The sequence below is a fragment of the Roseibium sp. R5 genome, assembly GCF_055755305.1.
This window is the reverse complement of the sequence record NZ_CM146910.1, coordinates 1251877-1264558: the sequence shown is the minus strand read 5'-3', so window position 1 is coordinate 1264558 and position 12682 is coordinate 1251877. Positions and strand designations below refer to the sequence as shown.

Below are 12682 nucleotides of genomic sequence, written 5' to 3'. Positions count from 1 at the left end.
GCGCCTTGCTGTTAGACCATCATGAGACCCATTCTTCAGACATAAACGCATGATTCCCGGGGTATATTTTGACATTTGAGATTAAGAACCAAGTCCCAGAGCCCGAGACATATCTGCAACTTCGCAAAGACTGCGGCCTTGGTGGTTATGAATTGAAAGCCGCAGAACTCGGACTGAAGAACAGCCTGCATGCCGTGATGGTTTTTGACGGTGACACTCCAATCGGCATGGGGCGTCTTGTCGGAGATGGCGGCCTGTTTGTTCAGGTGACCGATATCGCCGTGTTGCCTGCATACCAAGGCAAAGGCTTGGGCCGATTGATCATGGAAAGTCTGATGTCCTGGGCTGAGGCAGAACTGCCCGTATCGGCTTATATGAGCCTGATCGCAGATGTGCCAGCAAACACGCTCTATGAAAAATTCGGCTTTCGCGAGACAGCGCCGCGGTCTGTTGGAATGGCGCGCCGTGTTGGGACGTATCCCTGATACTGTTTCTCCAGTCTAGGGATGCCGGTTTCGCATGCTCGCAAATCGGGTCGTCTCCGGTAGCACCGCCGCCTATCGTCCTTCCAACAACAACGGAGGACGAGGTCCATGTTTCAAATCCATCCACTACAAGCTGAACATTTCTCCGGCCTGAATGGTCTTTCTGACGCAGAATTGTCGGAGCGCGGCGTTCAGGTTCATATCTCAGATGGCGGCTTTCCCTGCCGTGTGTCCCTTGAAGACGTTACGGCGGGCGAGCGTGTGTTTCTTCTGAATTACGAGCACCAGCCGGGAAATTCACCCTATCGATCCCGGCACGCAATCTTTGTGAAAGAAGGCGCTGAAGAAGCGCATCCGGACCAAGGCGCAATCCCGGCCTCAATCACAAGCCGGCTTTTGTCCGTCCGCGCCTTTAACGAAGCGCACGAAATCGTGGATGCGGAAATCATCGAGGGAACCGAGGTGCAAGATCTGATTGCGAGGTTCTTTGAAAATACCGCTGTGGACTACATCCATCTGCATTATGCACGCCGCGGATGTTTCGCGGCCCGCGTTGCCCGGCCCGAACCAAAGGCATAGGGCCCGAATGACCGGCGTCGCGTTTAGGTAATTTAGCCGATGTCACGTTCGTTTTTCAGATGTTGAGCTATACTCAAACTCAAATCTGTTTGGGAGAACACTGATGGTCACTGCTGCGCAACGCCGGTCCGCCTTTAAGGCGCTTCATGTGAAGGGCAAAGCCTTTTTAATGCCCAACCCATTCGACATTGGCTCCGCCAGAATTCTGGACGGTATGCGCTTTGATGCGTTGGCAACCTCCAGTGCCGGGTTCGCCTGGGCCCGGGGTGTTCGGGATGCTGAAGGTCTGATTGGACGGGATGATGCGCTGGCTCACGCCGCTGATATTATTTCCGTGACCAGCCTGCCGGTCAACGGCGACCTTGAGAACGGGTTTGGCGACAGCCCTGAAGACGTTGTTGAAACCATCAAGGGTGCGATCGAAGTTGGTCTTGCCGGGTGCTCCATCGAGGATTATTCGCAGAATCCCAAAAACCCCTTTTACCCGCTGGACTTGGCCGTTGAACGGATCAAGGCGGCCAGCGCCTACGTTAAGGAAAATGCGCCTGAGTTTGTCCTGACGGCCCGCAGTGAAGGCCCGGTAAAGTCGGAGCATGAGCTGGAACAGACCATCAAACGTCTCAATGCCTTCAAAGACGCAGGCGCTGATTGTGTTTATGCCCCGATGCTCAAGGACAAGGCACAAATTACCAAAATCCTAGGCGCCGTCGATGCCCCATTGAACATCCTGGCCGGCCGCCCGAATTTTCATCTCACGCGCAAAGAACTCGGAGATCTCGGTGTTGCCCGGATCTCGATTGGCGCTGGCTTGGCACGGCTAGCTTACGGCGCCTTTACGGCTGCGGCAGAAGACATGAAGGACGGCGGCTCGTTCGGCTGCTTCGATCGGGACCCAAGTGCAGAAATGCCTGTCAATTTCGAAGACTTCATGAAGGCAAAACCCTGATCTTTCCGCTCATGCTGCCCAATAGGTCAGTACAAGCGGAAGCGTCAGCATTGTCATCAGCGTCGACAGGAAAATGAAGCCTGCAACAGCAGGTGCGTCGTCAGGACGATGTTGCGATACCGCCAGATAGGTCGCAACGGATGGCGGCATGAAGCAGAGCAGAATGACCGCGTTTTGCTGTGCCCCACTGAACGGAAATACGCTTGTAAGCGCCAAAGCGGCGACCACAGAAAAACAGATATGGATCACGGATAGCGTGGCTGCGCGGCCGAGATTGCCGAATTTCAGCGTCGCAAGACTGTGGCCCAACGTCAACAGCATGATGGGAACGGCAAGCCCGGCGAGAATGCTGAGGCTTTGATCCACCGGGCCGGGCAAGCTCCAACCCGTCTCCATGAGAACCAAAGCTACCATGACGGCATAAATCACCGGTTGCTTGGCAAGGGTTTTGAAGTCGGGTTTGCCAATAGGTAGCGCAACCCCGATGGTGAAGATCGCAGCCAGCACCACGACCACGAAACCCAACGCGACCGCCGAGCCTTCCGCGCCGAAAGCCAGCGTTGTAACCGGCAATCCGATATTCCCGACATTCGACAGCATCATGGGAGATAAATAGGCCTGAACCGGCAAACCCAGCAGCTTCAGGATCCCGAAGCCTAGAACACCGAAAATCAATATCATGCAAGCAGCGGCCAGCAGCACATTCAAAAAGGCGCCGAGCTCGATGTGGTCTTTGGCAAGGTGAGACAGGATCAAGGCCGGGTAGCCGACATTGGCGACAAGGCTGCCAAACATTTTCCGGTCAAAAGGCGCTCTCAGAACCGCCAGGCCATATCCGAACAGCACGCACAAAAGCACGGGCAGCATGACAGTAACGACATGTCCGAAGATTACGTCCAAGACAGCATCCGCTCCGGCGAACCCAACAATTTTAAAAGCTTAGCCGCGTCAACGGCACCTGTTCAATCGAATAGCCATCAACTATCGCGAATTCCGACATAGGTTGCGCGCGGCCGGATCTGTTCTTGCGCGCCATATTGTTCCAACGCGTGCGCAATCCAACCGGCCATCCGCCCGGCGCAGAAAATGATCTTGCCGCTGTCTTTCGGCAAATCATAGGCCTTCTGCATGGCGGCGAGCGCAAAGTCGATGTTGGGAAAGAGGCCAAAGAGGTCATGGCCTGCCTTCAGGATTGCCGGCAATTTCTGGACGAAGGGATGATCCGGTTCTGAAGCCATGAGGTTTGTAATCAGCCAGTGGCCGCGCGGATCCTTGTCGACATAAATCTTATGGCCGAACCCTGGAAGGGTTTCACCGCGTCCCAGCCGGTCGGCAATCAAGGCCTCAACATCCGTATCCGCATCGATTTCGGCCATCCAGGCATTCGCCCGGCCGGACGCCGCGCCATGGCGTGGTCCCGTGAACGCACCAAGTCCGGACAGGAGCGCCGCATGCAAAGGCGCCCGCGTAGATGCTGCGCAGCGCGCAGCGAAGGTGCTTGTGTTCAGTTCATGATCGGCAGAAAGAACGAGCGCCGCCCGGATCAGGTTCTTTGCGCGCGATGAAACGTCAAAGGCCTGCGCGATCTGGGTGTGAACGGGGAGGGTTTTCGGTTCGGTTTCGAGAAGAGCGGCAACACCGTAGCGCAACAGAGCAGCCCCTTTTGTCCGCAGCAGTTTTACGGCCTGCGTATGGGCTGCCCGGTCCTGCAGGGGCCAGGCTGCCAGCGCCATCATCACCCTGTCCAGCGGCCCGAGCCCATCGGGGAGTTCGGGCGGCGCAAAGGGCGCAGGTTCGGCAAAGGGATCATCATCGCAATCCCAAAGAAGTGTGGCGACGCTTTCCAAAGTGGCATTTTCGGCTAGATCAACAGCCGGACGCCCACGGTAGATAGCGCCCTCCTGAGAAATCATCGTGAGCTCGGTTTCCAGCACCGGGTCACCGGTTAACGGGCGGCTTCCGGAGACCTCCTCCGTCGTTCTCCGGCCCTTAAGACGGCGCACGTCAGCGGCATCGTAGCGCCTTTGTTTTCCCGGACCGGCGACAGACTCAATCAACCCTCGGCTGACATAGGCATAAAGGGTGGCCGGCTGAACGCCGAGTTCAGCGGCAGCTTCTTTCGCGGAGAGATAGATCGGCGTGTTCATATATTGATTGTATTTATCAAGATTGATCAATGCAATGACTTCTTCTTAGGTGCTTTCGAGAAAAAGGAGATGATCATGACAAAAGCGCCCGATCCCGGAACCCTGACCGCAGACCCGGCCTCAGGTCTGGAAGGTGTTGTCGCGGCCCACACAGGCCTGAGCGATGTGGATGGTCAGAACGGCCAGCTGGTTCTGCGCGGCAAACGGATCGAAGACCTCGCCGGCAATGTCTGGTTCGAGGACGCCATCCTTCATCTCTGGCACAGTTATGTCTTTTGCGATGTCGATGAAATCAAAAAGGCATTGGGCGCGGCCCGTGAAGCCGCTTTTTCCAGTGCGCCGTTGATCGAAGCGTCTTCCGAAAAGCTGAGTATCTATGAACGGATGCAAGTCGGCCTTACCGCTCTGCCCCTTGCTCCGGGCCGCCCGCAAGCCGTGACAATCAGCGGTGCCCTGCCGGTGTTTCTTGCAGCCGCCTTCCGTGTTTCTGAAGGTGAACACCCGATCGCACCAGATCCGAACCTCACGACAGCGGAAGATCTGTTGCGCATGATGGGAGACGAGGAGCCGGACGCAGAGCACATTGCTGCGCTTGACCGGTATCTGGTCACCATTCTGGATCACGGATTGAACGCGTCAACATTCACCGCCCGGGTCATAGGCTCGACGGAAGCCGACATGAAACAAGCCGTGCTTGGCGCTATGGGGGCCTTGAGCGGCCCGCTTCATGGCGGCGCACCGGGACCGGTGCTCGATATGATTGATGCCATTGGAGCCCCGGAAAACGCAGCAGACTGGATTTCCAAAGCCTTGAACCGCAAGGAGCGTTTGATGGGGTTTGGGCACCGGATCTACCGAACACGGGACCCGCGCGCAGATGTCTTGAAGGCAGGCCTCAAAACACTTCAGGCTAGAAATCCAAAAGTTAGCCTTGCCGAAAAGATCGAAGAAGCCGCCTTGACCGCTCTGCGCAAGGCCAAGCCGGACCGGGCGCTGGATACCAATGTTGAGTTTTATACAGCAGTCCTGCTTGATGCGATTGGTATAGACCGCACGCTGTTCACGCCACTTTTTGCCGTTGGGCGAACGCCGGGCTGGTGCGCGCATGTCATGGAACAGCAGGCAACCGGAAAACTGATCCGCCCGGAGTCCCTGTACGTTGGCCCAAAGCCGGCGTGACGTAAGCCCGCCCGGCACTGCCGGACGGTTCGTCAGATCAGTTGAGCCAAGCCTGCAATAGCTGAGGCAAAATCCTTGGCCGAGAATGGCTCGAGATCCTCAACGCCTTCACCAACCCCGATGAAGTGGACCGGCAGGCCATGCTTGGCGGCAATGGCCACCAGAATGCCGCCGCGGGCCGTGCCGTCCAGCTTGGTCATGACAAGGCCGGTGACGCCTGCGACCTTGCCGAATATCTCGACCTGATTGAGCGCATTTTGCCCTGTTGTCGCATCCAGGGTGAGGAGACAGGTGTGCGGCGCGTCCGGGTCATGTTTCTTGATCACGCGGATGACCTTTTCCAGTTCATCCATCAGCTCGGCCTTGTTCTGAAGGCGGCCGGCGGTGTCGATCAGGAGAACATCGACTTGTTTTTCGGTCGCTTCCTTCATGGCGTCAAAGGCAAGGCCGGCCGCATCTGCGCCGGTGTCGCGGGCAATGACTTCAGCGCCGGTGCGCTCACCCCAGATCTTGAGCTGTTCGACAGCAGCCGCGCGGAATGTGTCGCCAGCGGCCAGCATGACCGTCTTGCCCTCTTCGCGCAGCTTCTTGGAGAGTTTGCCGATGGTGGTGGTCTTGCCGGTGCCGTTGACGCCGACCATCAAGACCACGTGCGGTTTTTTGCCCGAATTCAGATCCAGCGGCTCGGCGACAGGTGCCAGAACCTTCTCGACTTCCTCTGAGAGGATCTCACGAACCTCTTCCGGTGAAATCTCCTTGTCATAGCGGCCATCGGACAGGCGCTCTGTGATTGCCATCGCCGTATCAACGCCGAGATCCGCCTGAATCAGGATATCTTCCAGCTCTTCGAGCATCGCAGCATCAAGCTTGCGCTTGGTGAAGATGGACGAAATGCCGTCCGTCAATGCGGAAGAGGACCGTGAAAGACCCTTTTTCAGCCGCTGGAACCAGGAGAGTTTTTCTTCCTCAACGGGTGCAGGAGCAGACGTTGCCACGACCGGTACGGCGGGTGCAGATGGCTCTGCGTCCGGTTCGATCTCCGCCGGTTGTTTGATCGTCTCGACGGGTTCCAGAACTTCCGGCGCCTCTTCGGTCGCTGTTTCGTCCGAAGGGCTTTCAACTGGTGCGTCCGGAAGGTCGGGTTCTTTTTCATCTGCACCAAGATCAGCCGACATATCGACCTCAGGCAGCACAGGCGGAACGGTTGGTGCGATCTGCGGTGACAAATCCGGGCCGGTTTGTGCAGACAGGACAGTGGGCTCGCTGCCCAGTGCGGCAACGGGCGCAACTTCCATCTCAACCGGGGTCGGCGTTTCGTCCGGCATTTCCGCAGCTGTAGAAGCTTCCTCTAGCGCATCAACAGCTGGGGTTTCAGGCTCGTCCGGCGCATCCTTGCCGCCAAAGAGCCGCCCAAAAAACCCGCGCTTCTTCTCGCTCATAAATCCGCCTTAAAAACTCGGCCGCCGCTCAAGCCGCCTTGGAAAGGGCTTCGCCCAGTAGATGGCGTCCGGTATGGCCGATAATTCTCGTTTCGACAATCTCTCCGGCTATTCCGCCTGCAAGTTCAACCTGGGTGAACTGTTCCGTGCGGCCAAGGCCTTCTTTCTCGATGAGAACGGGCCGGACCTTACCAACTTCCATCGCCAAATGCTGTGCAAGAACTTCCGCGCCTTTTTCGCGCAGACGCGCGCCGCGTTCCTTGATGATGCTCCGGTCAAGCTGCGGCATGCGCGCGGCCGGTGTTCCCGGCCGCGGTGAAAACGGGAAGACGTGGAGGTGTGTCAAACCGCATTCGTCGACGATCTTGAGCGAATTCAAGAACATCTCTTCGGTTTCTGTCGGAAAACCGGCGATGATATCGGCGCCAAACACCACATCCGGGCGCATCTTGCGGACATCTTCGCAGAATTTGATCGTATCGGCGCGCAGATGGCGCCGCTTCATCCGCTTCAGGATCATGTCGTCGCCCGCCTGCAGGGACAAATGAAAATGCGGCATCAAGCGGTGATCATCGGCGATCACCTGCATCAGATCCTCATCCGCCTCGATGGAATCGATCGAGGACAGGCGCAACCGCTTGAGATCCGGCACCATCTTCAGGATCTTGGCCGTCAAAGTGCCGAGCTTCGGCTCGCCCGGCAGATCCGCGCCGTAAGACGTGATATCGACGCCGGTCAGGACAATTTCGTTGTAGCCGTTGTCAACCAGCCGTTTGATCTGATCGATCACAACGCCCATCGGCACGGAACGCGAATTGCCGCGGCCATAGGGGATGATACAAAACGTGCAGCGGTGATCACAACCGTTCTGGACCTGAACGAAGGCACGGGCACGGCCGGTCAAGCCATCGATGAGGTGACCGGCCGTTTCCTCGACACTCATGATGTCGTTGACGCGCACCTTCTCGGTTTCGGAAACACCAAAGGCGGCGACATCGGCGTAAGACTTGCGCTCCAGCTTCTCGGTGTTGCCGAGAACCAGATCAACCTCGGTCATCTCCGAAAACGTATCGGTCTCGGTTTGCGCCGCACAGCCGGTAACAATGACCTTGGCGTCCGGATTGTCGCGCTTGGCCTTGCGCACGGCCTGGCGCGCCTGGCGCACGGCTTCATTCGTCACCGCGCAGGTGTTGATCAGGATGGCGTTCTTGAGACCCGCGGCCTCGGCTTCACGCTTCATCACCTCCGACTCGTAGGAATTGAGCCGGCAGCCAAAAGTTACGACGTCGATGGTCATGACGCGGCCCCAGCTTCCAGGGGCGCGTCTCCGCCGGCCGTCTTGCGCCAGGTGAGCGTCTCGAGGTCAACCTCACCCTCGAATTCAACTTCCGTCAGGCCGGTCATCAGCACATGACCATCCCTTTCCCGCCATTCAATGCCGATCGGGCCGCCGGGCAGGTGAATGGTGGTTTTACGTTCAGTCTTGTCGTCTCGCGCGGCTGCAACCCCGACAGCACACGCGGCTGTGCCGCAGGCAAGGGTTAGACCTGCCCCGCGTTCCCAGACCTTCACACGGATCTGGTTGTCATCGAAAACATGCGCCAGCGAGATGTTCGCGCCTTCCGGAAAGATCGGATGACGCTCCAGAAGCGGGCCAACCCGCGCCAGATCGTAAGCTTCGACGTCCTTGACCCAGAAGATCGCGTGCGGATTGCCCATGTTGACCACGGCCGGTGTGTGCAGGATGGGCTCATCGATCGGCCCGATCTGCAGTTCGATCGCCCGTGTATCGGCAAACTCTTCAGCCAACGGGATCTGATCCCAATCGAGGCGCGGCTTGCCCATGTCGACGGTCACATTTCGCAGACCGGCAGCGTCAAAGGCATTCAAAAGACCGGCATTGGTCTCGATTGTGACGAGATCCTTGGTGCTTTCTTCCATTAGGAGGCGACCAATGCAGCGCGTGGCGTTGCCACAGGCGTCGACCTGACCGCCATCACTGTTGTGAATCCGCATGAAGGCATCGACACCACACGTGGACCGCTCAACCGTGATCATTTGATCAAAGCCGATGCCATGCTCCCGATCGCCCAATTTGGCAATCTGATCCTTGGTAAGGCGCAGCGGTTTTTCCCGCGCGTCCCAGACCACGAAATCATTGCCAAGGCCGTTCATCTTCAAAAAGGGTCTGGTTTCAGACGCCATACCGGGTGCACTTTATCTTTTGGGTGTTGAGATCCAGGCGCATTTCATCGCCATAGTCCGCCTTATATGGCGGATTTGTGAAGAAATTACCAGATCTCTCCCCCCCAAAGGGTTCGCAGTGCAGATGTGCAATGACGGCATGGCAGTGCTGAACTGTCGTGCGTCCCTAGTGCGCTTCATCCCAGTTGTCGGCGGCGCGGGCGTCGACCTGGAGCGGCACTGACAATTTCAGCGCAGGATCGCAGGCGTTTTCCATGACGTCCTTGATGAGCGGGATGGTCGCCTCAACCTGATCCTCCGGCACTTCGAAGATCAGTTCGTCATGCACCTGAAGCAACATCTGCGCGTCCAGCTTTGAAGCGGCCAGGCGATCTTCCATACGCACCATGGCACGGCGCAGGATATCGGCCGCAGAGCCCTGGATCGGCGCGTTGATCGCCGCCCGCTCATAGAAGTTGCGCATGTTCGGGTTCTTGGTGTTCACGTCCAGATAATGCGCCTTGCGGCCAAAGATCGTGGTGACATAACCATCCGCGTGGACCTGTTTCTTGACCGCTTCCATGTACTCTTTGATGCCCGGGAAACGCTCGAAATAGGTCTTGATGTAGTCGCCCGCCTCGCCGCGTGAGATTCCCAGCTGATTGGCAAGGCCGAAGGCGGAAATGCCATAGATAATGCCGAAGTTGATGGCCTTGGCCTGACGGCGGACCATCGGGTCCATGCCCTCGATCGGTGTGCCGAACATTTCACTTGCCGTCATCGCGTGAATGTCGAGCCCGTCCTCGAAGGCCTTTTTCAGCTGCGGAATATCTGCCATGTGAGCGAGCACACGCAACTCGATCTGGCTGTAGTCGGCCGAAATCAGCTTCTGACCCTTTTCAGCAATAAAGGCCTGGCGGATCTTGCGGCCAGCCTCTGTTCTGACCGGTATGTTTTGCAGGTTCGGCTCTGAGGAGGACAGCCGTCCGGTGGTTGTCGCCGCCAGTGAATAGGACGTGTGCACCCGTTTTGTTTCCGGGTTGATGTAACCCGGCAAGGCGTCCGTGTACGTAGATTTCAGCTTTGACAGCTGCCGCCATTCAACGATTTTCGACGGCAGCGGATGACCTTCGGCGGCAAGATCCTCCAGAACTTGCGCCGAGGTCGACCAGGCCCCGGTCTTCGTCTTCTTGCCGCCGGGAAGACCCATCTTGCCGAACAGAATATCGCCGAGCTGTTTCGGTGAACCGACGTTGAAGGTTTCGCCGGCAAGCTCGTAGATCTCGCTTTCAAGCGCAGCCGCGCCTTGGGCAAAATCACCGGACAGACGGGAGAGCATCTGGCGGTCGACGGAAATGCCGCGCCTTTCCATCCGCGCCAGCACCGGCACCATCGGCCGCTCCAGCGTCTCGTAGACTGTTGCCATGTGATCGCTGGCAAGCCGCGGTTTCAGAATCAGCCACAAGCGCAAGGTGACATCGGCATCCTCGGCGGCATAAGCAGTTGCCTTGTCGATCGCCACCTTGTCAAAGGTGATCATCGACTTGCCCGAGCCACAGACTTCCTTGAACGGGATCGGCTTGTGAGCGAGCCAGCGTTCCGAAAGCTCGTCCATGCCATTGCCGCCTTTGCCCGCATCCACGGTGTAGGACAGCAGCATGGTGTCGTCATAAGGGCCGACATCAACGCCATGGCGTATCATCACCAGCCAGTCGTATTTGAGGTTCTGCGCGATCTTCAGAACGCCGCGGTCCTCCAGCATCGGCTTCAGCGCTTTCAGCGCGTCGTCCATCGGGATCTGGTTTGGCAGCAGACCGCCGCCACCCAAAAGATCGCCTTCCCCGTCCTTGTGGGTCAGCGGGATGTAGCAGGCCTTGCCCGGTTCGCAGCTTAGTGAAATCCCGACAAGTTCCGCCTGCATGGCATCAAGCGAGGTGGTCTCCGTATCAAAGGCGACATAGCCCTTTTCATAGGCCGCATCGATCCAGGGCTGCAGCTGTTCCAGCGTTGTGACGGTCTCATAGACACTGGAATCAACCGGCATCGCGCCGATCCTGGCCGCACGTTCATCTGCCACGGTCTGCGGCACCATCAGTCCGTCCGGCGCAGTTTTTTCGCCGGCACCGCTGCTGTCTGTATCAGGCGCGGCCATGCCGCCCGGGCGGTCCATCATCCGGCCCTTGTGGTCTGGCACATCCCAGCCAGGAACCTCAAGGTCGGATGCCTCTACATTGGCAAGATCCGCTCCAGTCACTTCCGCAACGCGTTTGGTGAGTGTCGAAAAGCCCATCGCCTTCAAGAAGCCGATGGCCTTCGGCCCGTCGATGTCACAAACCGAAAGATCTGCAACCGGAATTTCGACCGGCACGTCCTGTTTGAGCGTCACCAACTGTTTGGAGACGCGGGCCTGGTCGGCGAATTCGATCAGGTTTTCCCGGCGCTTCTTCTGCTTGATGGTTTCGGCTTGTTCCAGCAGCGTTTCCAGATCGCCGAATTCATTGATCAAGAGCGCTGCGGTTTTCAGGCCGATGCCCGGAACGCCCGGCACATTGTCGACGCTGTCGCCGGCGAGCGACTGCACCTCGATCACCTTGTCCGGGCCAACGCCAAATTTTTCAAAGACTTCCGCTTCCCCAAAAGTCTTGTTTTTCATCGTGTCGATCATGCCGATCTTCGGGCCGATCAGCTGCATCAGGTCCTTGTCGCCGGACACAATGGTCACGCGCGCGCCCTGTTCGGCGGCTTGCCGGGCATAGGTCGCGATCAGGTCGTCTGCCTCAAAGCCTTCCTGCTCGATGCAATGTGTGGAAAACGCGCGCGTGGCTTCCCGGATCAGGCCGAATTGCGGCACCAGGTCTTCCGGCGGGGGCGGGCGCTGCGCCTTGTATTCCGGATAAATGTCGGACCGGAACGTTTGTGCGGAATGGTCAAAAATCACCGCGAAATGGGTCGGCTCATCGCCTTCTTCCGGGGTCAGGCCTTCCTGCAACAGTTTCCACAGCATATTGCAGAAGCCGGAGACGGCACCAACCGGCAAGCCATCGGGCTTGCGCGTCAAAGGCGGCAGCGCGTGATAGGCGCGGAAAATAAAGGTCGAGCCATCAACCAGGATCAGGTGGTCGTCAGCGGTGAGAGCAGCGGAAGTTTCTTGTGTCGACATGGCGCGGACGATGCCCTTGAACGCGCTGTTGAGCAATAGTCTATTTAAAAATTCCAGAATGGGTGTATTTTAAAAACATACAATTAATGGACGAAATTTGATGAATAAAACCGCATCAATTCCTGCGCCTTTATCAAAAAGCGATATTGGATTGTCTATCATCGTTGCTTCGGGCGTCTATGTTTTCTTGCTCGACATAAAAACATTTGAATTCACCACGGCATCCACCGTTCTTGTCCTGTCCCTTTTATGGATTGCGATATATCGCGTGTTGGACAGGTACGCCGTTATGATCGAAAAGCTCGAAGAAACTAGGTCTGACCGGGAGTGGATATCTCTGATTAAAGCGTATTCATACCGCGCTTTATCGGCTGCATTTATGGCTATTTCGATCTTTGTGTTCATGGCAATCAAGAACGATAGCTATGATCTCATTAGTAAGATCGGCCCTGTGGCTATGCTTCTTTTTGTTTGCTTGTTTTTTCTAGACCGCTTTTTGTTCGGTCCATATCGCAATGCATCTAGGCTCAAAAGGGCCAAGGCATCTAAGACTAAGGCTTGAA

Annotated in this window: 11 protein-coding genes; 5 read left to right on the top strand and 6 right to left on the bottom strand. The window is 57.2% G+C overall.

Annotated elements, in window-relative coordinates; translation table 11 throughout:
- Window positions 1–68 precede the first annotated feature (68 nt).
- The 3 genes from AC0J4F_RS05760 to AC0J4F_RS05750 all read left to right on the top strand — a co-directional run bounded on the left by AC0J4F_RS05760 (window position 69) and on the right by AC0J4F_RS05750 (window position 2010).
- Window positions 69–485 carry a GNAT family N-acetyltransferase gene (locus AC0J4F_RS05760; protein WP_473025677.1) on the top strand — a complete coding sequence of 139 codons (417 nt, stop codon included), beginning with the start codon at window positions 69–71 and terminating at the stop codon, window positions 483–485.
- A gap of 108 nt (window positions 486–593) precedes the next feature.
- Window positions 594–1064, top strand: coding sequence for a DUF1203 domain-containing protein (locus tag AC0J4F_RS05755; RefSeq protein WP_473025676.1), 471 nt, complete (start codon window positions 594–596; stop codon window positions 1062–1064).
- A gap of 103 nt (window positions 1065–1167) precedes the next feature.
- On the top strand, window positions 1168–2010 hold the full coding sequence (locus tag AC0J4F_RS05750; RefSeq protein WP_473025675.1) for an isocitrate lyase/PEP mutase family protein: 843 nt from the start codon (window positions 1168–1170) through the stop codon (window positions 2008–2010).
- Between the two features lie 9 nt (window positions 2011–2019).
- On the opposite strand, the gene AC0J4F_RS05745 is transcribed toward AC0J4F_RS05750, so the two are convergent.
- The gene (locus tag AC0J4F_RS05745; protein ID WP_473025674.1) at window positions 2020–2910 is read right to left on the bottom strand and encodes an AEC family transporter; all 891 of its coding nucleotides are present in this window, start codon (window positions 2908–2910) and stop codon (window positions 2020–2022) included.
- 77 nt (window positions 2911–2987) lie between these two features.
- Complete coding sequence (locus AC0J4F_RS05740) at window positions 2988–4187, bottom strand: citrate synthase (protein WP_473025673.1); 1200 nt, start codon at window positions 4185–4187, stop codon at window positions 2988–2990.
- 45 nt (window positions 4188–4232) lie between these two features.
- On the opposite strand from AC0J4F_RS05740, the gene AC0J4F_RS05735 reads away from it, so the two are divergent.
- The gene (locus tag AC0J4F_RS05735; protein ID WP_473025672.1) at window positions 4233–5336 is read left to right on the top strand and encodes a citrate synthase/methylcitrate synthase; all 1104 of its coding nucleotides are present in this window, start codon (window positions 4233–4235) and stop codon (window positions 5334–5336) included.
- 32 nt (window positions 5337–5368) lie between these two features.
- Here AC0J4F_RS05735 and ftsY read toward each other — a convergent pair whose 3' ends face one another.
- The 4 genes from ftsY to polA form a co-directional block, all read right to left on the bottom strand.
- Complete coding sequence (ftsY, locus tag AC0J4F_RS05730) at window positions 5369–6775, bottom strand: signal recognition particle-docking protein FtsY (protein ID WP_473025671.1); 1407 nt, start codon at window positions 6773–6775, stop codon at window positions 5369–5371.
- Window positions 6776–6803: 28 nt separating this feature from the next.
- On the bottom strand, window positions 6804–8072 hold the full coding sequence (gene mtaB / locus AC0J4F_RS05725; protein WP_473025669.1) for a tRNA (N(6)-L-threonylcarbamoyladenosine(37)-C(2))-methylthiotransferase MtaB: 1269 nt from the start codon (window positions 8070–8072) through the stop codon (window positions 6804–6806).
- Complete coding sequence (gene dapF / locus AC0J4F_RS05720) at window positions 8069–8980, bottom strand: diaminopimelate epimerase (RefSeq protein WP_473025667.1); 912 nt, start codon at window positions 8978–8980, stop codon at window positions 8069–8071. The genes mtaB and dapF overlap by 4 nt, the downstream gene beginning before the upstream one ends.
- Before the next feature lie 166 nt (window positions 8981–9146).
- The gene (polA, locus tag AC0J4F_RS05715; protein ID WP_473025665.1) at window positions 9147–12119 is read right to left on the bottom strand and encodes a DNA polymerase I; all 2973 of its coding nucleotides are present in this window, start codon (window positions 12117–12119) and stop codon (window positions 9147–9149) included.
- Window positions 12120–12219: 100 nt separating this feature from the next.
- Between polA and AC0J4F_RS05710 the strand changes: the two genes are divergently transcribed.
- Window positions 12220–12681 (top strand): hypothetical protein, encoded by a 462-nt coding sequence (locus AC0J4F_RS05710; protein ID WP_133952834.1) that lies wholly within the window; start codon window positions 12220–12222, stop codon window positions 12679–12681.
- The last annotated feature ends 1 nt before the right edge of the window (window position 12682 follow it).

Coding starts and splice junctions, on each gene's coding strand:
- AC0J4F_RS05755 (WP_473025676.1), top strand. CDS start 594: ATGTTTCAAATCCATCCACTACAAGCTGAACATTTCTCCGGCCTGAAT.
- AC0J4F_RS05750 (WP_473025675.1), top strand. CDS start 1,168: ATGGTCACTGCTGCGCAACGCCGGTCCGCCTTTAAGGCGCTTCATGTG.
- AC0J4F_RS05735 (WP_473025672.1), top strand. CDS start 4,233: ATGACAAAAGCGCCCGATCCCGGAACCCTGACCGCAGACCCGGCCTCA.
- ftsY (WP_473025671.1), bottom strand. CDS start 6,775: ATGAGCGAGAAGAAGCGCGGGTTTTTTGGGCGGCTCTTTGGCGGCAAG.
- mtaB (WP_473025669.1), bottom strand. CDS start 8,072: ATGACCATCGACGTCGTAACTTTTGGCTGCCGGCTCAATTCCTACGAG.
- dapF (WP_473025667.1), bottom strand. CDS start 8,980: ATGGCGTCTGAAACCAGACCCTTTTTGAAGATGAACGGCCTTGGCAAT.
- polA (WP_473025665.1), bottom strand. CDS start 12,119: ATGTCGACACAAGAAACTTCCGCTGCTCTCACCGCTGACGACCACCTG.
- AC0J4F_RS05710 (WP_133952834.1), top strand. CDS start 12,220: ATGAATAAAACCGCATCAATTCCTGCGCCTTTATCAAAAAGCGATATT.